Annotated in this window: 23 protein-coding genes; 13 read left to right on the top strand and 10 right to left on the bottom strand. The window is 44.4% G+C overall.

Annotated features, from left to right (window positions below):
- Positions 1–410: 410 nt before the first annotated feature.
- Positions 411–563, bottom strand: a complete 153-nt coding sequence (locus V1498_RS09025; protein WP_409298392.1) for a lmo0937 family membrane protein — start codon at positions 561–563, stop codon at positions 411–413.
- A gap of 289 nt (positions 564–852) precedes the next feature.
- Between V1498_RS09025 and V1498_RS09020 the strand changes: the two genes are divergently transcribed.
- The 7 genes from V1498_RS09020 (at position 853) to yidC (ending at position 4,776) form a co-directional block, all read left to right on the top strand.
- Positions 853–1,107, top strand: a complete 255-nt coding sequence (locus tag V1498_RS09020) for a hypothetical protein (protein WP_409298390.1) — start codon at positions 853–855, stop codon at positions 1,105–1,107.
- Positions 1,108–1,453: 346 nt separating this feature from the next.
- On the top strand, positions 1,454–1,705 hold the full coding sequence (locus V1498_RS09015) for a transcriptional regulator SplA domain-containing protein (RefSeq protein ID WP_409298388.1): 252 nt from the start codon (positions 1,454–1,456) through the stop codon (positions 1,703–1,705).
- A 217-nt stretch (positions 1,706–1,922) separates the two neighbouring features.
- The gene (locus tag V1498_RS09010) at positions 1,923–3,161 is read left to right on the top strand and encodes an MFS transporter (protein WP_409298386.1); all 1,239 of its coding nucleotides are present in this window, start codon (positions 1,923–1,925) and stop codon (positions 3,159–3,161) included.
- Positions 3,162–3,236: 75 nt separating this feature from the next.
- Positions 3,237–3,416 carry a hypothetical protein gene (locus V1498_RS09005; protein WP_409298384.1) on the top strand — a complete coding sequence of 60 codons (180 nt, stop codon included), beginning with the start codon at positions 3,237–3,239 and terminating at the stop codon, positions 3,414–3,416.
- 14 nt (positions 3,417–3,430) lie between these two features.
- Entirely contained in the window at positions 3,431–3,571 is a 141-nt protein-coding gene (locus tag V1498_RS09000; protein WP_409298383.1) for a hypothetical protein, read from the top strand.
- A 107-nt stretch (positions 3,572–3,678) separates the two neighbouring features.
- Positions 3,679–3,963, top strand: a complete 285-nt coding sequence (locus tag V1498_RS08995; protein WP_409298381.1) for a hypothetical protein — start codon at positions 3,679–3,681, stop codon at positions 3,961–3,963.
- Positions 3,964–3,990: 27 nt separating this feature from the next.
- On the top strand, positions 3,991–4,776 hold the full coding sequence (gene yidC / locus V1498_RS08990) for a membrane protein insertase YidC (protein WP_409298379.1): 786 nt from the start codon (positions 3,991–3,993) through the stop codon (positions 4,774–4,776).
- A 53-nt stretch (positions 4,777–4,829) separates the two neighbouring features.
- Here the strand turns inward: yidC and V1498_RS08985 are convergent, their stop codons facing one another.
- Entirely contained in the window at positions 4,830–5,648 is an 819-nt protein-coding gene (locus tag V1498_RS08985; protein WP_409298377.1) for a histidinol-phosphatase HisJ family protein, read from the bottom strand.
- A gap of 119 nt (positions 5,649–5,767) precedes the next feature.
- On the bottom strand, positions 5,768–5,968 hold the full coding sequence (locus V1498_RS08980; RefSeq protein WP_409298375.1) for a cold-inducible protein YdjO-related protein: 201 nt from the start codon (positions 5,966–5,968) through the stop codon (positions 5,768–5,770).
- 150 nt (positions 5,969–6,118) lie between these two features.
- Here V1498_RS08980 and V1498_RS08975 point away from each other — a divergent pair, with 150 nt between their 5' ends.
- A complete protein-coding gene (locus V1498_RS08975) occupies positions 6,119–8,269 on the top strand; it encodes an MMPL family transporter (protein ID WP_409298374.1) in 2,151 nt (716 codons plus the stop codon).
- Positions 8,270–8,308: 39 nt separating this feature from the next.
- On the opposite strand, the gene V1498_RS08970 is transcribed toward V1498_RS08975, so the two are convergent.
- From V1498_RS08970 to V1498_RS08955, 4 genes are all read right to left on the bottom strand, one after another.
- Positions 8,309–9,046: a polymer-forming cytoskeletal protein gene (locus V1498_RS08970; RefSeq protein WP_409298372.1), complete on the bottom strand. Its 738-nt coding sequence runs from the start codon at positions 9,044–9,046 to the stop codon at positions 8,309–8,311.
- Entirely contained in the window at positions 9,043–9,675 is a 633-nt protein-coding gene (locus V1498_RS08965) for a DUF4004 family protein (RefSeq protein WP_409298370.1), read from the bottom strand. Before V1498_RS08965 ends, V1498_RS08970 begins: the two co-directional genes overlap by 4 nt.
- Before the next feature lie 78 nt (positions 9,676–9,753).
- Complete coding sequence (locus V1498_RS08960; RefSeq protein WP_409298368.1) at positions 9,754–9,909, bottom strand: hypothetical protein; 156 nt, start codon at positions 9,907–9,909, stop codon at positions 9,754–9,756.
- A 17-nt stretch (positions 9,910–9,926) separates the two neighbouring features.
- Positions 9,927–11,192, bottom strand: coding sequence for an MFS transporter (locus V1498_RS08955; RefSeq protein ID WP_409298367.1), 1,266 nt, complete (start codon positions 11,190–11,192; stop codon positions 9,927–9,929).
- A 147-nt stretch (positions 11,193–11,339) separates the two neighbouring features.
- Between V1498_RS08955 and V1498_RS08950 the strand changes: the two genes are divergently transcribed.
- The 3 genes from V1498_RS08950 to V1498_RS08940 all read left to right on the top strand — a co-directional run bounded on the left by V1498_RS08950 (position 11,340) and on the right by V1498_RS08940 (position 13,950).
- Positions 11,340–12,122, top strand: a complete 783-nt coding sequence (locus V1498_RS08950; protein WP_409298365.1) for an alpha/beta fold hydrolase — start codon at positions 11,340–11,342, stop codon at positions 12,120–12,122.
- A gap of 61 nt (positions 12,123–12,183) precedes the next feature.
- Positions 12,184–12,684, top strand: a complete 501-nt coding sequence (locus V1498_RS08945) for a DUF3231 family protein (RefSeq protein WP_409298363.1) — start codon at positions 12,184–12,186, stop codon at positions 12,682–12,684.
- A 48-nt stretch (positions 12,685–12,732) separates the two neighbouring features.
- Positions 12,733–13,950 carry an MFS transporter gene (locus tag V1498_RS08940; protein ID WP_409299230.1) on the top strand — a complete coding sequence of 406 codons (1,218 nt, stop codon included), beginning with the start codon at positions 12,733–12,735 and terminating at the stop codon, positions 13,948–13,950.
- Between the two features lie 2 nt (positions 13,951–13,952).
- Here the strand turns inward: V1498_RS08940 and V1498_RS08935 are convergent, their stop codons facing one another.
- A complete protein-coding gene (locus V1498_RS08935) occupies positions 13,953–14,558 on the bottom strand; it encodes a YitT family protein (RefSeq protein WP_409298361.1) in 606 nt (201 codons plus the stop codon).
- Positions 14,559–14,826: 268 nt separating this feature from the next.
- Between V1498_RS08935 and V1498_RS08930 the strand changes: the two genes are divergently transcribed.
- Positions 14,827–15,102, top strand: a complete 276-nt coding sequence (locus V1498_RS08930) for a YqhV family protein (RefSeq protein WP_409298359.1) — start codon at positions 14,827–14,829, stop codon at positions 15,100–15,102.
- A 22-nt stretch (positions 15,103–15,124) separates the two neighbouring features.
- Here the strand turns inward: V1498_RS08930 and V1498_RS08925 are convergent, their stop codons facing one another.
- Both V1498_RS08925 and V1498_RS08920 read right to left on the bottom strand, forming a co-directional pair.
- Positions 15,125–16,021 (bottom strand): S1 RNA-binding domain-containing protein, encoded by an 897-nt coding sequence (locus V1498_RS08925; RefSeq protein WP_409298358.1) that lies wholly within the window; start codon positions 16,019–16,021, stop codon positions 15,125–15,127.
- A gap of 520 nt (positions 16,022–16,541) precedes the next feature.
- Positions 16,542–17,585 carry a M42 family metallopeptidase gene (locus V1498_RS08920; protein WP_409298357.1) on the bottom strand — a complete coding sequence of 348 codons (1,044 nt, stop codon included), beginning with the start codon at positions 17,583–17,585 and terminating at the stop codon, positions 16,542–16,544.
- Between the two features lie 149 nt (positions 17,586–17,734).
- Here V1498_RS08920 and V1498_RS08915 point away from each other — a divergent pair, with 149 nt between their 5' ends.
- On the top strand, positions 17,735–18,913 hold the full coding sequence (locus V1498_RS08915; RefSeq protein WP_409298355.1) for an alanyl-tRNA editing protein: 1,179 nt from the start codon (positions 17,735–17,737) through the stop codon (positions 18,911–18,913).
- The last annotated feature ends 42 nt before the right edge of the window (positions 18,914–18,955 follow it).

Here is an 18,955-nt window from a genome sequence, read left to right as displayed (position 1 = left end):
AATTGAATGACTTTCATGACATAAATATGACGCTCACTTTACATATTGTCTGAATATTCTGATATTTTTACCTGGTTGTAAGGCAGATTCCGCACTCAATCTCCTCTTTGAAAAGACACCTGATTTTCTTTATTTTTCTTTGCCCTATCAGGAATCCGCCGTGTATTCTCTCCTGCTCCTGCCCATAAAAAAAAGCACCGGTCAGACACTTTGAAGTTAGATCTGTCTTGAAATCATTTTGAAATATAATGGGGGGAATTGTCATCATGAGGAGATAAATGGAAAGCCGGCTTTTATAATGAAATTAACATCCTTCCCATTATTTCATGTTTAAGTCCAAGCTATTGCTGGATTATAAATAAAAAAACCGGTTCATCCCGAGGAAACCTTCAGGATGAACCGGTTGGACACTACATCCTGCCTCTGCCTCTGCCTGCTATGAATTTCACTATAAAGACAATTGCCGCAATAACAAGAAGGATGTGAATCAAGCCGCCAGCCACTTTAAATACCAAACCCAATATCCAAAGCACAAGCAGTATACCAATAAGAGTCCAAAGCATAGTCCGTCTTCCTTTCAATATCTAATATAATTGCTATATGAGTAAGTTTCCCTTCTTGTTATAAATATAAACGTATGAGCGACCTGCCTGGATAAAAACAGCGGTCTTTTTACCTGAAGGCCGTTTTCCCATACATTGCTGCTGAACAAGAAAGTTGATTTCCTCGGCAGGCACTCTACCTTCGCGGGGAGGGCCCTGCTTCTGCATGGAAAAGCGGTAAGCGGTGCCTGCCAAGGAAAACTTATTTATAGCTCAATGTTCAGGGACTTGATTTAAAGCGGTTGCTAATATGGCACGCAGAAAAACCGATAAAGAAGACTTGCTGATTGGCGAGCGCAAGCGAAGACAGAAGCTTAGTCGCACTTATGCGTTAGCGAAAGAAGACTTGCTGATTGGCGAGCGCAAGCGAAGACAGAAGCTTAGTCGCACTTATGCGGACGCGAAAGAAGACAAAAGCCTAGTCGCCCTTATGCGTTTAGCGAAAGAAGACTTGCTGATTAGCGGGGGTAAGCAAAGTTACCTCACAAAACTCATCAGAAAATAACCACTTTTAAAATAGATCCTTTCCGAAAGACCCCTGGATTTTTTCTACATATTAAACCGGGACCCTCCATTACGATACCAGAGCAATAAAGCAGTAAATGGCAGCTAATGACTCTCTATTTCTAATCTGAAGGATATAAGAATCTTCTATTATGTACCTTTTGCTATAGTAGTTGATCAAATAGGAATATTTATGTGATTGTAATTACTCGACGCATCTTTGTATGAGTGTATTCTCCTGACTGACCTTCGGAAATTAAAAACCATTAGAAAAGAGCCTTTTATAATTATCCCGTCCTGTACACAAACTAATATGGTTATCAATATGAATCGAAAGGGGTGTTTTGATGAGTACCGTGAACCGGGACGAACTTTCCGCAGGGGATGAGGTTTTTGTTATATACAATAATCCTCATGTGCCTTCTGTTTCCAATATCAGGACGGCGGAAATTGTAGCGCATCCTCATAATCCAAATGAATTGGCGTTATTTCTGAATGAAACCTTCCATGTTATTGAAGACGATGATGCCTTATTTTCAACACAGGAATCAGCAGAGGAGGCATATCGCCAGCTGATTGATGAAGATTCTTTCTTCTGATTAGAATTAAACACAGTCTCCAGCCTGCCAGAACCACAATATATTTAAAAGGAACTGTCAGTCCTTTTAACGGCCTGGGACTTTTTTAGTCACAGGCCGTTTCATATCCAGGCACTTATGTATATTTACCTGTTTTTTCGATGCACTCTTGTAATTGGAGAAGCAAAGTTTTACAATCACTTTCGGAAAATAAAAAAACATGAGGAGTTCGTATTACTTGAAATTATCAAAAAATGAAATAGCCAGCATATACAGCGGACTGGCACAAACCGTTTCAGTCAATGCAGTAAATGGCTATATCCCCTTACTCGCTTTAGGTGTTCTAGGCGCAAGCAATCAGCAGATGGGATTGATCACTTCACTTCCATCCATCATCGGCATGGTAGCCCTTATTCCAGGGGCCATGTGGCTGAACCGCGTAAAAAGCAAGAAAACCTTCACTGTCGCCTCTACTTTTGCCACCAGGTTTTTATTTATGCTCATCTTTTTTGTCCCATTTTTCCCGGATTCGCTTTCACCCTGGCTGCTGGTCTTCCTGATAGCCATCTTAAATTTCCCAGGCGCCCTCGCTAATTTGTCCTGGCAGACAATGATAGGAGAAATCATCCCCGAAAAACGTAGAGGGGATTTCTTCAGTACACGTAATAGAGTGAATAACATAGCTGCCCTCATCGTGACTTTTGGAACAGGTTTTTATCTTGAACAATACAGCAAGGAAAATTCGTTTCCATACCAGGTTTTATTACTCGCAGGTTTTGCCTTTGCACTGGCAGAGGTATACTTTTTAGCCAGGCATAAGGAAGACAAACAAGTCAGTTATAAAAAAGAGGACAAACCCAAACGGAAGATTTCCCTCGAAGTCTTCAAGCATAAACCGTATACGGCCTTTTTAATCTGCGCACTTCTGTATAATTTTTCAGCTCAGATGGCATGGTCCCTATTCAGCATTTACCAGATAAAAGACGCCCACGCGACTGCCCTTTGGCTGAGCATTTTCGGTGTCACTAATCAGGCAGCCCAGATACTCAGCATTAAATGGTGGGCTAAGTATGCAGATAAATACGGAAACAGTATGATTCTTTTTGCAGCGGCTGCCGGCATGGCGACTGCCCCTGCATTGAATATGGTTTCAACCAATTTACTCTGGATTACGGCAGTCAATTTCTGGACAGGAATATTCGTAGCAGGCACCAATTTGCTATTATTCAATCAGTTGCTAAAGGCTTCCCCAGAGAAAAACAGAACCAGCTATATCGCAAATTACAATTTTTTTCTATCCATTATAGGTTTCATTGCACCACAGCTTGGCGTATTCATCTTAAATCAGGCCGGAATGCATGCGGCCATGAATATCATTTCCATGATACGTTTCGGGTCCGCTTTTTCCTTTCTTATTGTGGCAATTAAGTTGGAAGGCAGGAAAATCACAAATAAAATTTATCTTCGATTACGGTAAAGAGTTCTATCCCCCAAATCTTCTCGTATAAATGGTGACTATTTTGGCATCCTATCATAAAAAAGGAGTGATAGGATGGATACTGGCAGCACAGCTTCTAACCATACACAAGTGCCGGCAAAAAAAGACCCTGTAATCGGCTCAGATCCCTCCAGGTACTACCCTGGTGATTCTGTCGATCAGCATAAAGAACATGAATCAGCCAACGCCATCATCGCAGAGAAAGAAGCGGGACAGCAAAATGAAAACTTATAGGAGGACATCCGCCTATGAAAAAAGGGACTGAATTTACAAAGGCTGGAACGGATATAGAAGAAGTGAAGCGTTTGAATAAAAATTCCGGTCTGAGTTATAACGAAACCAAGGAGCTGCTAGCCCGGCAATATAATAAGGAGCAGGAAAATAAGTAGAGCCGCCTTCACGGCTCTCTTGGTCATTACAGGTTCTTCCACCCATGGAGGTATGGAATCATCCATGGTAAAATAGAAATATATTTATTCGGAGGGGAGGCAGTGCAATGCTGGAAAGCTTATTGGAGATTGATATTCATCTGCTGAAAACGGCGATCTGGGCAGGGTTCTTAATTACACTTATTCTTCCATTTACAGCACTCTGCCTTTCCGGAGAGTTTCACCGCATCCATAAAAGTGAGGCGTTTTCTGCTAAGGATTCACCTGCTTCTTTCTGCCGGCAGACTTCCCATAGCTGCTTCATCCCTATTGTCCGGATGATTGGCATCATTAGAAGAAAAGCCGGCCATCTGGATGCTGATAAGCCAGATTCCCTTCTCGTAGCAATTTAACAAGATTCATACGAGGAGGAAAATAAATTGAATAAAAAGTACATTATTGCATTAAGTCTTCTTGCCCTTGCGATTTTAACCTTGACGGGATGCTCTGCTTCCCCGGGTTCAGGAGGTTCGTTCTTCCATTCTATTATTGTAAACCCCATGTCAGCGGCCATTGAATTTCTTGCTGTTTTCTTTCATGGAAGTTATGGCCTCAGTATCCTGTGTATGACGCTGATCATCCGTCTGGCCCTTATGCCGCTTTCACTGAAGCAGATGAAATCCCAGAATCAGATGAAACACAAAATGGAGGCTTTCAAGCCCGAGCTTACAGCCATTCAGAAGAAACTGAAAGAAACCAAAGATCCTGAAAAGCAAAAGCAGTATCAAAAGGAAATCATGGGGCTCTATCAAAAACATGGAGTTAACCCGCTGAATATCGGCTGTCTTCCAATCCTGATTCAGATGCCGATCCTGACCGGGTTTTATTATGCGATTAAAGGGTCACACCATATCGCGACACATTCTTTCCTATGGTTCAGCCTTGGCCACCCAGATCATCTTTTGGCTATCACAGCGGCAGTCATTTATTTTCTGCAATTCAGGCTTTCCCTTCGCAATATGCCGCAGGAACAGCAGCAATCCATGAAAATGATGGGTCTCATGTCTCCGCTAATGATCCTTCTGTTTTCCTTTAATGCTCCTGCTGCCCTGCCGCTTTATTGGTCGGCAGGCGGATTGTTCCTGATGCTCCAGACTGAGCTAGGCAGCAGACTATACAGAAAAGTGCCCATTGCCAGCCAGGAAGGAATAACAACAGTTAAATGATTTAAAAAAGTCTGCCATTTATAACGGCAGACTTTTCTCTATTTTTTTTACCCTTAAATGACGGTATCCAGCCTGTGAAAGACCGGCTTCCTTTCCCTGTAGGATGCAATGTATTGGAATCCCGCTGTTTTAAGTATGGAATATGCTTCCTCCATATGCCTGCCTATAAAATGCTTAGAATGGGCATCTGTGCCGACTGTGATGATCTCACCGCCTGTTTGTTTATATAACTGGACGAATGGGAGATTGGGAAGCGGGACATCTATCCGATACCGAAAGCCCGATAAATTGATCTCAATACCCCTTCCTGTGTGAATCAAATGTTTGAAAGTATCTTCTATTATGTCAAAGTATGAATGCCACTTTATATCTCTCCAGCCCGCATCGACAAAATGCAGATATCTCTTAATAAGAGTCAGATGGCCCAAAATATTGAAATCCTGATACTCTTTAACATAGGCGTTCATATCCTCAAAATAAGCTTCGAGGGATTCATGAAGGGTTTTACCCTTGAAGAAATCGCCATTATGAAGGTCGAGCCCTCCGGCAATGTGGACCGACCCGATAATGAAATCAAACTCATTTGTGTCTGTAAAGTCTTTGCTTTGGGCAAAGGAAGAAGGGTGGAGCCCCATTTCTACAGCCTTTAATATGGTCAGTCTCCCCTCGTATTCCTTTCTCAGTGCATCTATCTTCTGCGCATAAGAACAGTAATCGAATTCCCAAACCAGCTCACTTCCAGGATAGAAGTAATCCACATGCTCTGTGAAGGCTATTTCGGTTATTCCCTGTTCGAGCGCTGTCTTGCAGGCCGTTTCCATCGGCATTTTAGAATCAGCCGAGAACTCAGTATGTACATGATAATCAAACATAAATTCCCCTCTTTATTAATAAACTGTTATCTGTCTCCCATTATAGCACTGAATGAATTCCTTATATCAAATTCTGAATATCCTAAGAAAAAAAAGCCCGCTCATGAATACGGGCTTTTTCAATAAAAATTAAAGCTTTTTTTCATCTGCGGAAGCTCGCGCACTTCCTCAAGCATCGTGCTGCCGCACAGCGGGCAGTTTAAAGAGTCAGTGACAAATTCCTTTCTCATCCATGCATTGCATCCATTATCTTCACAGGAATAAACATCAGTACTTTCAATGATCGGTTCCAGCTCAATAGGCTGCCTTTTGGCGTACATCTTTCTTCCTCCCGGTTTACAGACAGCGCATCTTTAGCTGCTGATTATTTTGTGCTTTTTATGGATAATTGCATTTAGCTTATGTAAAAAAGGGTATTTTATACATTATTCATATATACTTTGGAAAACGGACTATAAGGAGAGCACTTTATGAATTTTATCGGACGCATCATAGTGAAATACCGGATTTTCCTCGTCATCTGCTGGATAGTCCTGCTGGGCGGCTTAGGATTTGCAGCTCTGGATCTCCCTTCTAATCTAAAGGGCGACGGCTTCGAGACAGAGGGTGAATTCAAGGATGTAGAAAAGGAATTGAACACTGTCTTCAAGCGGTCGAGCACGAGTGTGCTGATTTTGTTTGAAAGGAATGACAGGCAGTCTGAAAATGATTTTAAAAAAATGATAGCCAGCCGGCTCAGGGAAGTAGAAAGTCTCGGTATTCATGAAAGCATTCTTTCCCCTCTTCAGGACAAAGGAATGTATAAACCGGATATTGCTTATGCTTCCATTCAATTCAACAAAACCAAGGATGAAATGGGAAAAGAAACAAAGCTGCTCCAGGAAACACTTGCAGGTAAACCGGGGGTGTCCTTGACCGGCACTCCGATTGTCGTTGATGACATGAACAAAGCAAGCCAGGATGATTTAAAACGCGCTGAGCTTATTGGTCTCCCTGTAGCCCTCATTGTCCTGCTCCTTGCCTTCGGAACGCTGGCTGCCTCCATTGTCCCCATAATCATTGGAGCGATAACAGTTGCCATCTCATTTGGCATACTGGACTTTTTAGGCAGGGAAATACAGCTTTCTGTCTTCGTATTAAATGTCATCCCCATGATCGGTCTTTCTTTAAGCATAGACTTTTCCCTCCTCTTCATTAATCGTTTCCGCGAGGAGCTGCTTACAGGGGACAAGGGACAAGCCATTAAGACTACCATAAGGACTGCGGGGAAATCCATCCTCTTTTCAGCATTATGTGTTTTTATCGGGCTTGCCGCCATGCTGGTGATTGACATATCCATCTTCCAGACAGTAGCCATAGGGGGAATGGTCGTGGTCATTGTGTCCGTTCTTTCAGCTCTGACCCTCCTGCCCTCAATTCTTATGATTCTGGGTGAAAATATAAATAAATGGCGGATCCTGAAAAAGCGTGATGATAAGCCCAGCAATGGCTGGAATAGATTCGCAAAGCTTGTGATGAGGCATCCGGTACTGATTAGTGGAGGCGCACTTGCCATTCTGGCAATTGGAATTCTCCCTGCCGGCAGTATGCGGCTGGCCATTCCAGAAGTCGATGCTCTTCCGGAACTCTACGAATCACGACAGGCAATGGAGAAGATATCGGATGCCTTCCATATTGATGAAGGAAGTGTTGTTTATGTGACAGCAAAGCGGCCGGGGGACTGGATGGACCCGGATGGCCTTTCATCCATGAAAAAGCTGATCGACTCTTTGAAGGATGACCCGATTGTTGAATCGGTCGATTCGCTCTATAGCGTCAGCGGGACTGACTCAAGCAGGGAATTGGGTGCTGTCCTGCAGGATTCCCGATTTGCCAATCAGGTTAAACCTTTTAGGGAGGAATTCATTAAGGGGGAACATCTCCTCCTGACCGTTCATTTAAGCGAGGAGGAAAAGTCTGCGAAGGCCAAGGATTGGATCAGGGAGTGGAGCAGGGCCGAGTGGGAGTATCCTCTTCATTTCGGAGGCGGAGTGAAATTTTATCAGGAAATATTTGATGAAATTTATGCAAAAGCGGGCATTGGATTTGCCATCATTCTGATATCTACCTTCTTCATCCTGATGGCGGCATTTAAATCTATTGTGATTCCATTAAAAGCTATACTTATGAATATATTGGGTTTGACTTCGACCTTTGGCATTTTGGTGTGGCTGTTCCAAGAGGGGCATTTAGCACCGGAGGGAAGTGACATTGCCTTGATGCTCCCAATATTTGTATTCAGTCTTGTATTCGGCCTAAGCATGGATTATGAAGTATTTCTCATTTCACGCATTCAGGAAATATACGAAAAAACGGGAGACAATGACCTTGCGACTGTCCAGGGGCTCAGCTCCACCAGCAAGATCATTACTTCTGCAGCCCTGATCATGATTGTCATTACCGGTGCTTTTGCTTTTACCGGGGTCATGCCTGTCAAGCAGATAGGCGTCGGGATTGCTATCGCCATTTTGATCGATGCGACCATCATAAGGATGCTCCTGGTTCCTTCCCTTATGAAATTGCTTGGTGAATGGAACTGGTGGATGCCTTTCAGAAAGAACAAAAGAAGCACCAATCATTGAAACAGCCTCTCCGGCCAGCTGCCGGACAGGCTGTTTTTTTTAGATACGGCTTTTTTCCTTCACGGTGGATGTACTGTCTATCTTAGGATCATTCCCATACTCCAGCCTGCCGATGCTGCAGCCTGGGCCGATCTCTATGTCTGTTCCTCGGACTGTGCCGACCGTACAGTATTCCATATAAATACGGTCACCCTCGATCATTTCAGCTTTTAAGCTTGTTGTTTTTCCGGAACTCAGGACAGACAGCAATTTATCGAAGAAAAGATTATGGGCAGCTTCTCTCTTGATGCTTATTTCTCCGCCGCCAATTTCTTTAATATAGCCGTCTGTGTTTAATTTAATTTCAATATTGTCTGCATTCAGCAGTTCCGTTATATTAATCGCACCCTTGGACATGAATACTTCCGTTTCACAATTGCCTCTAATTACGGTTTTGCCCTTTGAGATAAAGCTTTCCGACGAGACATCGCCCTCAGCTTCCAGATGCCCGTGAATCACGACAGTATTGGCCTTAACCTCTCCTTTTACTTCGGCTTTGCCATTGATATGAATATCCTCTGCTTTCAGCTTTCCGTGAAAGGCTGCTTTTCCGTTCACTTCAATCTCTCTTGCGGTAACGGATCCCGTGATCTGTGCATTTCCATTCACACCAAATTCCTCGCATTGACAATCACTGGTAATCCTGCCAGAGCCATTGATTCCAACATTGGAGAAGGTCCCTCCAGGCACAGTCATCGATCCATTGATCTGCAGCGGGTATATCGCTTGAGAATTCATTTTATCCCTCCATTAAATACATCTTTCATTTCCTCGCCGATAGGATCAATCTCCTGCCTGATTACCGTTTTAGTCTGGTCATCCGGAAGAAGCTGCTCCCCTTGCTTTCCTAAAATGCAGAATGTGACTCCCATTTTTCTGAAAATATAAAGTACAGCCCTGCCTTCCTTAACCTTGTTGTCATGCGCAGACAAAAATTCAAAGACCATTCGGCCTTCTTCCTTATTCGCCTCTCCTGAGTGAAGCACCACATCCAGAATTTTTAGATACACCGCTTCAAAGAAATTAAGGTGTTCTGTTATCATTTCCTTGGCTATATCGAGCGCTGCAAAAGAAATTGTCCCGCTTTCCAGAAGGTCCTCCCTGGACACTGAAACACCTGATTCGCCAGGCGACAGGAAAGCGGCTATGTCATCAAGTGACATTTCCCCTTCCTTCATATTCTGGATTTTCGCTATTCTGTTCATCATTCTGGCTCTTGGAAAAAAAGTCTCCTGCCCGGTAAACGTTGATTTTCTGATGAACCAGTCGTCAGGAATTAAATTTTTCCGTTTCCACCTGTAAAGCTGTCCGTAAGAGATGCCTGCCAGCTCTAAAAGGTCTTTTTTGGATATAAGCTGATCTTCCATCTTCCACCTCCTGCAAACAGTGTAACATAACACTGTTACGTTAGAAAAGAATAAAAAAACGAAAGCTTCTGCTTTCGTTTAGTTTGGCCAGTCGCTGCGCTTGCCCGGTTCATCATTGCCCCCTGTCGCATTGCCTGTGGTTGCTGTATAGCCGACCCTGTACGCTGATTTCCTTTTTTCCTTCAGTACATCGGGCATCTTATACTGATCAAGGTTTTCCTGTCCTTTTGTCAAAGCTGTTCCCTCTTTTCTTATGTCTGCGGCGCTGGATCTCTTTTGTCTCCGCGGATATTTCCTTCCTTCTTGTCCTCTACCCTGATAAACTTTTTGACAATGAAGACCAGCAAAATACCGCCTGCCGCTGAGCCGGCAAATCCCCAAAACGGATTCATTTTAAGTAAGGCAGCCATGACGGGCGGACCAACCGCAACGCCGATGAATCTAGCTGAACTATAGAAAGATGTAATGGTGCCCCGCTCTTCTTTTTCAATGTTTTCAGTGATCAATGCGTCGAGTGAAGGAAGCAGGAGACCTATCGCTGCCCCAAAGATGCTTGTGGCACCCAGCAGGATGAATAGCGACTTATACGTGCTGGTGAATGCAATTGAAACAGAAAGAATCACGAGTCCATAATAAATCAGCTTTTTCATCAATACTTTATCACCTTTAATTTTCCTTCCGGTTATAAATGAAGACAAACATAAAAAGCCAAGTGGAATGGCAAGGAGAAGACCTTTTTCTACTCCCTTTGCATCATATCTCGTTTCAAGCACTTGGGATAAATAAAACTGGGCAGCAAACAAAATGAACATGGCAAAGCATCCAATGAAAAAGATGGTATAGAGCCACCTGCCCTCCTTTTTGAAAATCTTCTTAGTGTCTGTAAGGAAGTCCCTGAATTCCTTAGGCTTTTCCGTTTTCTTTGGTGCTTTTATAAAAAAGAGCACCAACAGGACCGAAATGCTCGAAAAGACTGATATAGAAAAGAAAGGAAGGAACCATATGACTGCTGCCAGCAGGGAACCAAGTATCGGACTCAAAACTTTTCCAGCCGTATTTGCCGTTTCTATAATTCCAAGGCAGGAACTGGCTTCGTCTTCTTTTTTATAAAGATCCCCGACAAGCGGCATAACAATTGGTGCTGCCCCCGCTGCCCCTATCCCCTGCAGGATCCTTCCCATAATGATGGTCCAAAATGGGTCAGACATCTTCCATGATGCAAAGGCTGAAATAAGCCCCCCAGCCAGGACAATCAAAAGACTCGGGATAATGACCTTTTTTCTGCCAATCCTGTCAGAAAGATACCCTGCAATTGGAATCAGGAAAATGGAAGCTAATGAATAGCTCGTAATGATCAAACTCGATTGGAAGGGGGTAATATTCACTTTTTTCTCGAGGATGGGCAAAACAGGTATGAGCATGGAATTTCCCAGTGTCATGATCAGCGGGATCGAAGCCATGCTGATCAAGCACCAATTGCTGACCTTTTCTTCCTTTACGTTATTATCTTCAGCCATGGTTCTGCTCCTTTATAAACAAAATAAACGTTCTGCTCCCTTAGTATGGCCTTCCTTTTGCTGATTTATTTTGGGTGAAAATGGTGATTGCAGTTGTATTCCTTAGCACTTTGGGCAACATATAGCAAAAAGGCAAGAGGTCATTATATGCTCAAACATCTAAAATACAATGGAAAATTTATTTATTATGAAGAGGAAGGATCCGGTTCCCCCATTGTTTTCATCCATCCGCCCGGGGCGGGGAGAAAGCTTTTTCGGTCACAGGTGGCCAGTCTCAAAAACCGTTTCAGGGTCATTGTTCCGGATCTGGGGGGCTATGGCGACAGCCAGGGGGGAACCCCGCCGATGACACTGGCTGAAAGAGTCATGGAGGTAGCCAGGGTGATAGAAATTCTTGGTTTAAATAAAGTTCATCTCGTATCCTATGCATCCGGCTGTGCAGCAGCACAGATGCTTGCTGACTCCAATCCCGATCTTATTAAATCGCTGACCCTGCTGGATGGATATGTAAAAGTGGAAGGCCTGCACAGGCTGTTCATCAGGATTGGCATAAAACTTCTTCACGAAAACGAAGAGCTGGCCATCCATCTGTATGCGAGACAACTTGCAACCGAAAAGGAGTTTATTGAAACCCTAAAAAATCATATTAGAAAATCAGACATTCGTGTTTGGATATCTGATTATCAGCAGCTTGCCGGCTTCAATTTCACTTCCAGATTAAGCAGCTTGAGGATGCCCGTGCTCCTGGTTCGCGGCGGTCCATATATGAAGGCCGCAGCACAGCCCTTTGAACAGGCAGCAGGGTGCAGGTCCTTGTGTGTACGCAAACGAAAAATCATTTCTACAAATTGGGACAGCATCAAAAATAATGTGGTTTCTTTTCTTGAAGAGGCAGAGGCATCCGGTATAACTTCAAGCAGGCAGCTATAGGATCTACATATTTATTGGAGTTCTTGTAATACTAACAATAAACATTTAAAGGAGGACGAGCATGGGGATATTAAACGGCAATCCAAAGGATGAACCGCTTCATTCAGGTGAAGTATTTTACCTCTGGACAAACCTTTTTGAAACAAAAGCATTTTTAGTCACTTTGCAGGTGCTGATTAATCATAGCGGGGACCATGATTTGAAGCTGTTTCTGGGAGATTTGAAGGACAATTGTTTAAAGCCCGGGGCAGATCAGGTCGAGAATATCCTAAAGGAAACAGGGATCAGGCTCCCACCGGCCCCCCCTGACAGGCCAAATGTTGAAGTGCAGGATATTCCCGCAGGAGCGAGATTCTATGATCCTGAAATCGCCGCCATGGTATTGAAGGAAGTAAATGCAGGAATGCTGACAGCCTCCATGATCATGGGTTTATCCATCCGCAAGGACATCACCGAATTGTTTGATACCACACATTCGCAGCTGGCTGAATATGCGGGGAAACTGCTGGATGTCACTAAGGATAAAGGCTGGATTGTCCCGCCGCCTCTTATGGTTAAATGATGCGCAGTCTGAAATGGAGTGAATACATTGGCAACATCTAATAAAGGCATGTCTGTGGCTGCTATCGGTTCAATCCCGCTCATCATGACGCTGGGCAACTCTATGCTCATCCCGATCCTGCCTGCCATGAAATCATCTCTTAAACTCACGTCTCTGCAGGCAAGTCTTACGATTACCATTTTTTCCATTGCAGCCGCCATTTTCATTCCTATTTTCGGCTATCTGTCCGACAGACTGTCCCGGAAAATCATTATAATCCCTTCTTTGATCCTGTACGGTGCCGGCGGCCTTCTTGCCGGCTTTGCCTCCACTGCCCTGCCGGGTCCTTATATATGGATCATGGCAGGCAGGCTGCTGCAGGGCATCGGGGCTGCCGGCACAGCCCCGATCGCCATGGCTCTGTCAGGGGACTTATTTAAAGGGAGCGAACAGAGCAGGGTGCTCGGTCTTGTGGAAGCCTCCAATGGTTTCGGAAAGGTACTTTCCCCGATACTCGGTTCCCTGTTCGGAATCATTGTATGGTATGCACCTTTTTATGCTTTTCCTGTATTTTGTGCCATTTCAATCCTGCTCACATGGTTCTTTATTCATGAAAGCAAAAATCGAAAGACGCCTCCTCCTGCCGGACAATATTTTCTCGGAATTAAAACGGTCTACAAGAAAGATTGGAGATGGCTCTCCGCTGTTTATCTTGCGGGTGCTGTCTGTTTGTTTTCGCTTTTTGGCATTTTATTTTACCTTTCTGATATCCTGGAGAATGACTATACAATCAACGGTGTAAAAAAAGGGCTCATTTTGGCCATTCCCCTCCTGGTCATGTGCGCGTCTTCCTATATAACCGGCAGCCGTATTGGTAAGAACCTTGAATTGATGAAAAAATTGATTGTTGCTGGTTTCCTTGCTATGACTTTATCATACAGCCTTCTAATTTTTGTTGAACAATTGGTTCCTTTTTTGTTTATATTGGTTATATCAAGCTTTGGCACCGGGCTGATTCTGCCGTGTGTGAATACACTTATAACAGGTTCGGTCGGGATGGAATACAGGGGGTTCGTGACATCCATCTACAGCTCTGTGCGTTTTCTTGGTGTTGCGATAGGACCGCCGGTTTTTACCAGGCTCATTGACTGGTCAAGGACAGGAATGTTCCTGTCGCTTGCTTCCCTTACACTGATCGTCGGCCTTGCAGCGATCTTCATGATTCACGTAAAAGGGAAGGACGGCACGCCGAATACGAAAACAAAAGTACGTTATGACTATATATGAGTTCATTTTTTTCTTCTCCAGGTCAGGCTGTATGCCTGGCCTGGATCTATTTTTCCGAGAAAGTCGACGATGAGAGTCGAAATATATTGGCTTGCCAATGCTTGAATGATAATTTCCCACTTGATGATGGATGCTGTCAGGAGAAAAATGAAGCCGTTAATCAAGAATAGGGGTTTGCCCGGAAGCGTATTCCTCGAATTTGAAATGATAAGTGCAATCACCCCTACCCCTCCATTTGAGACACCCTCCCGCAGCAGAAGGCCGACACCAATCCCCAGGAAAACAGATCCCAGCAGCAAATCAGCAATGAGATTCCGTTCCGGTATATCTACGAGTGCCTGAAATATAAAAATGGCACAAGATGTGCCTGATATAGATAAAATGGTCCAAGCAGTACTTCGCCCCCCTAAAAACCTGACAGCGAGCATCATCATTAAAAAGTTAACAAGCCAGAGGGCAGCGCCTATATTGACGGTGAACCAATAATTTATGATGACCGCTAGACCTCCGGCGCCGCCTGAAGGGATGGCATGCGGAAACAAAAAAACTCCCATACCAAAACCCTGGATCACAGCTCCTGCTGCCACCACGCACCCTTTTCTCCACATAACACCGCTTCCCATTCCTGTAAAATAAAAAGCTTGTCCATCCCTGACATTCTATTCATGCTTATCCCTTTATATGATTTGTCTACAAGTTCTCTTACAGGGCTTTTTCTTTAAAGATTCATGTACTCTACCATTTCATCAGTGCCCGGGTCATTATAACAGCGGCAGCACAACCAGAGCTTTTCCTGTTCGGGACAAACCCGGACTATATGCCGGTGATAGACCATATGCTGTTATAAGCAACCTGAACTGGAGGTATCCGAACTAAATGCTCCCACATATAGAAAAGGCTCTTCTCGCAATGATTCTGCTGCGATTTATATCCGGCAGCACCGAAATAACTGCCGCCCTTTTGATGCTTAAATTCAATAATCTTGAGAAGGCTTTTAATATCAATGCAGCCCTTGCACTTATAGGGCCCGCTGTCCTGATTTCGACTACGATCATTGGAATTTTTGGATTATCAGGCAGAATCTCATTCATTAAAACATTCTGCATACTCACAGGAATCTTATTCATCATCACCGGCCTCAGGAGCAAATAAAAAAGCTAGAAGATAAAGTCTTCTAGCTTTGTTTCGGATGGAGTTCCGCTGAATAGGTCCAGCCGTCTTCCTGATAAATCTTTCCTTCTTTCATCAGTTTGCCCAGTGCCCGTTTGAAAGAAGCCTTGCTTATCCCAAACCTTGTCTTTATTTCGTCCGGATCGCTCTTGTCGCTGTATGGCATGGCTCCGTTTCTGGATAATAGGTACTCCAGAATGACTTCCGCATCTCCGCCCAGTTTCTCTTGTTTCCTTGGGAGCAGGGAGATATTCAGAGAACCATCCTCCTTTACCTCGATGACACGTCCCTCAACTTTTTGTCCAAGCCGAGGCTCTTTCTTCCGTTCGCTTTCATGGATGAAGCCCCGGTAGCCTTCATCCGTAATGACAAAGGAGCCAGCCCGGAGCAGCCTGTATACGGTTCCTGCAACGTTTTGGTTGTTCATCGTGAACAGGGCTCTGGATGCTGTTTCACTTATAACCTCTTCAGTCGCCGGCTTGCCGAAAAGCCGTCCGCTCCGGTCTGTCTTCAATGTGATATAAAGCCTGTCGCCGGGCTCCGGCCAAAGATCCTCAATCAGAGGAAGGTCATCAAGTGAAACGAGCAAATCCTTAGAAATTCCTATATTGACGAACACTCCAAGATCGAATCTTACTTCCACCACTTCTGCCCAGCCATATTTCCCCTCTTGGACGGAAGGAATTCTCATGGTTGAAGCCAGCCGCCCCTGCTTATCATTATAGAGGAACACTTCAACTTCATCCCCGAGCTCCAAATGGCCCTCGATCTCTGTTTTATGTAAGAGTACACTTTCATCCTCTTCATTTGTTAAAAAAAATCCGAAGGGAGTTTCACCACCGGCACTGGCTTCCCGGTCGACCCTTAATGAAACAATTATTCCAGGTTCTAGATATGCCATCCATTTATGCCTCCTTGATCTATTTTTACCCCATTAATTACCCAACCTAAAGAAGTACGTTTTTTAATCTACCACTTTTCCTCAAGGCTGTATAGGTCTTACAGCCTTTTTAACTTTTGAAATAGTGGTCATTCCTGCATTCAGTCTTATCTCTTTTAATTATTATCCAGGGCTGGATCTCATGATACCTTATATTGCCCAGCGTGAACACATGCTCTTACACTCCTTTTGATATTCCTTTTCAGATGTTTCGTCCTGTCAAAAATATGATTTCCAGTTGAAAATTCCGGATTTCAATCGAAGCTGTTTTCCTAATCTTCCCTTCAAAGGGGTTTTTTATGAATGTCAGGTACGGTTCACAGGAATGCCAGATGCCCAGCAGTCACGGTATGGCTGGGGATGAATACCTGCAAGAAAATATCGCCGTCTATTCAACCGGGAATAAAATAACTGCCCATAGACTTTTTTGTCTACGGGCATGGGTTATGCGAGTTTGCAAGTACCTTATTATAAAGGGGCCTTACGCCAATTCTGACAGAATATAATGATACAGCAGATTCCCTGTGTGCTTAAGGGATGAAACATGTGTACGCTCAAACGCATGGGAAGCATCAATGCCCGGGCCGATGAGTCCGTGGACAATATCATGCCCTGCCATGATGGCTGCTGTAGCGTCAGATGAATAATAAGGGTAGATATCGACTTTATAATCGATGTCATTCTTCTTGGCGAGCTCCACCAGATGCTGGCGGAGCTTGTAGTTATATGGTCCGCTGGAATCTTTGGCACAGATGGATACACTGTATTCATCCGTTGCCTGGCCGTCGCCGATCGCTCCCATATCAACGGCTAAATACTCAATCGTTTCGGCAGGGATATTAGAGTTGCCGCCGTATCCTATTTCTTCATTATTTGAAATCAAGAAATGAGTGGTATAAGGCAGTTCGGCCTTTTCTTCACTGACCAGCTGCATCAGATGGAGCAGAATTCCCACACTTGCCTTATCATCGAGGTGCCTTGACTTTATGAAGCCACTGTCGGTGATAGTGGTCCTTGGCTCGAATGAAACAAAATCCCCTACAGATATCCCGAGTTCTTCCGTTTCCTCCCGGCTTTTGACAGGCTCATCTATCCTCACTTCCATGGAATCATCATCACGCTTCAGTTCGCCTGAATTTTTATAAACATGTGCTGCTGTTTCATGAATCAGGATGGTTCCCGTATATACTTTTCCGCCGGCAGTATGTATCTTGCAATACTCCCCCTCCACCGCATTCCAATGAAAGCCTCCTATCTTTGAAAGCTTCAATCGGCCGCTCGATTTAATCTCCTTCACCACAGCACCGAGTGTATCCACATGGGCAGTCAGCATACGGTGCCTGCTGCTGTCACGGCCTTCAATCGTCGCAATCAGGGCTCCTTTATTTGAAAGGCGGTGCTTGATCCCCATCTTTTCAAGGATTGTGGAAGTATGCGCGACCGCATCCTGTGCAAAACCTGATGGAGAAGGAATGGCTGTCAGTTCTTCTATGTATTTCAAGATCTCTTTTTCATTTACAGTCATGGCTTGCAGCTCCTCTTGTTTATATTTTCCTTTCTAGTTTATAGTATTTATTGAAAATTAAAAACCTTTTCAAATCTGTTTTTAGAGGCATGCCTGGAAAAATGGTATACTCTATCCCATAGAACTACTAAACAAGGGGAATGAGGTAAATGACTGTAAAATTATTTTATCAGGAGCCGGAACTGACTGAATGGCATACAACGGTAACCAAAATTGAAAAAGAAGAGGAATACTACATGATTTCCCTGGCAGAAACAGCTTTTTATCCTGAAGGGGGAGGCCAGCCTGCCGATTGGGGCGAGATCAATGGAATCTCTGTGATAGATGTTGTGGAAAGGGATGGGATTATCCTGCATAAGCTCGCAATCAAGCCCAATAGCGGTGAAGTGCATTGCACCCTCGACCGGGAAAGACGGACTGAACATACACAGCATCATTCCGGCCAGCATCTTCTCTCCGCGGTCTGCCTGCAATTGTACGGCTATGAAACTCTCAGTTTCCATCTTGGAAGAGATTCAGTGACCATCGATCTGGATACCCCTGAGCTGAGCTCACAGCAAATGATTGAAATTGAGGATAAGGCCAATTCTTATATCATGGAGGACATGCCTGTCACCGCTTTTCAGGTAGGGTATGAAGAAATGAAAAAGCTGGCTCTCCGCAAGATGCCTAAGGTCACAGACGATATCAGGATCGTTACAATAGAAGGAATTGATGTGTCGGCATGCTGCGGCACCCATGTAGGCCGGACAGCGGAAATCGGCATACTGAAGCTGCTCAAGACGGAGAAACAGCGGGGCAGAGTCAGGCTCCACTTCATTTGCGGCAGGAGGGCTCTCAAAGCTTTCCAGGAACTCCACCTCACCATGGCGGCACTTGCATCCAGATTCAGTACCAGCCCGAGTGAAGTGTTGAAAAAAGCTGTCAAGCTTGAAGAGGATCTTGCTGCCGCCCATAAAGAAATCTCCTCGTTACAAGCAGAAAAGATGGACTTCCTGGCAGAAAGGATCATCCATGAACAGAATGGTGACCTCATTGAATATCATTCTGAAGATATGAAAGATTCGCTACAGGCGTTAAGCCGTAAGCTCGCAGATCGCTCCAGCCGGCCTGCGCTGGTAAGCAATGCCCGGGAATGCCGCCTGTTTACAGCCATGCCCGCCTCTTCCAGCCTTTCCTTGGGAAAATGGTTTAAGGAAAATCTCCGTTCCTTCAATGGCAGGGGCGGCGGGAGTGATACCGCAGCACAGGCTGTCTTCAGTACTGAGGAAGACCTGTTTCTTTGTATGCAGGAATTAAAAGATGCTGTCAGCCAATCCAAAGTCTAATTTTAGCGCTATATAAAAAAATGGTCGAATTAATCTAAAGGG

Origin of the sequence: Paraperibacillus marinus (assembly GCF_046237605.1) — a bacterium.
GTDB classification, from domain to species: Bacteria; Bacillota; Bacilli; order Bacillales; family DSM-1321; genus Paraperibacillus; species Paraperibacillus marinus.
This window is presented reverse-complemented; position numbering and strand designations above follow the sequence as displayed.

Excerpts from the sequence above, each read along its gene's own strand:
- V1498_RS09025 (WP_409298392.1), bottom strand. The coding sequence starts at position 563 with ATGCTTTGGACTCTTATTGGTATACTGCTTGTGCTTTGGATATTGGGT.
- V1498_RS09020 (WP_409298390.1), top strand. The coding sequence starts at position 853 with ATGGCACGCAGAAAAACCGATAAAGAAGACTTGCTGATTGGCGAGCGC.
- V1498_RS09015 (WP_409298388.1), top strand. The coding sequence starts at position 1,454 with ATGAGTACCGTGAACCGGGACGAACTTTCCGCAGGGGATGAGGTTTTT.
- V1498_RS09005 (WP_409298384.1), top strand. The coding sequence starts at position 3,237 with ATGGATACTGGCAGCACAGCTTCTAACCATACACAAGTGCCGGCAAAA.
- V1498_RS09000 (WP_409298383.1), top strand. The coding sequence starts at position 3,431 with ATGAAAAAAGGGACTGAATTTACAAAGGCTGGAACGGATATAGAAGAA.
- V1498_RS08995 (WP_409298381.1), top strand. The coding sequence starts at position 3,679 with ATGCTGGAAAGCTTATTGGAGATTGATATTCATCTGCTGAAAACGGCG.
- V1498_RS08985 (WP_409298377.1), bottom strand. The coding sequence starts at position 5,648 with ATGTTTGATTATCATGTACATACTGAGTTCTCGGCTGATTCTAAAATG.
- V1498_RS08980 (WP_409298375.1), bottom strand. The coding sequence starts at position 5,968 with ATGTACGCCAAAAGGCAGCCTATTGAGCTGGAACCGATCATTGAAAGT.
- V1498_RS08975 (WP_409298374.1), top strand. The coding sequence starts at position 6,119 with ATGAATTTTATCGGACGCATCATAGTGAAATACCGGATTTTCCTCGTC.
- V1498_RS08970 (WP_409298372.1), bottom strand. The coding sequence starts at position 9,046 with ATGAATTCTCAAGCGATATACCCGCTGCAGATCAATGGATCGATGACT.
- V1498_RS08965 (WP_409298370.1), bottom strand. The coding sequence starts at position 9,675 with ATGGAAGATCAGCTTATATCCAAAAAAGACCTTTTAGAGCTGGCAGGC.
- V1498_RS08955 (WP_409298367.1), bottom strand. The coding sequence starts at position 11,192 with ATGGCTGAAGATAATAACGTAAAGGAAGAAAAGGTCAGCAATTGGTGC.
- V1498_RS08950 (WP_409298365.1), top strand. The coding sequence starts at position 11,340 with ATGCTCAAACATCTAAAATACAATGGAAAATTTATTTATTATGAAGAG.
- V1498_RS08945 (WP_409298363.1), top strand. The coding sequence starts at position 12,184 with ATGGGGATATTAAACGGCAATCCAAAGGATGAACCGCTTCATTCAGGT.
- V1498_RS08940 (WP_409299230.1), top strand. The coding sequence starts at position 12,733 with ATGTCTGTGGCTGCTATCGGTTCAATCCCGCTCATCATGACGCTGGGC.
- V1498_RS08935 (WP_409298361.1), bottom strand. The coding sequence starts at position 14,558 with ATGTGGAGAAAAGGGTGCGTGGTGGCAGCAGGAGCTGTGATCCAGGGT.
- V1498_RS08930 (WP_409298359.1), top strand. The coding sequence starts at position 14,827 with ATGCTCCCACATATAGAAAAGGCTCTTCTCGCAATGATTCTGCTGCGA.
- V1498_RS08925 (WP_409298358.1), bottom strand. The coding sequence starts at position 16,021 with ATGGCATATCTAGAACCTGGAATAATTGTTTCATTAAGGGTCGACCGG.
- V1498_RS08920 (WP_409298357.1), bottom strand. The coding sequence starts at position 17,585 with ATGACTGTAAATGAAAAAGAGATCTTGAAATACATAGAAGAACTGACA.
- V1498_RS08915 (WP_409298355.1), top strand. The coding sequence starts at position 17,735 with ATGACTGTAAAATTATTTTATCAGGAGCCGGAACTGACTGAATGGCAT.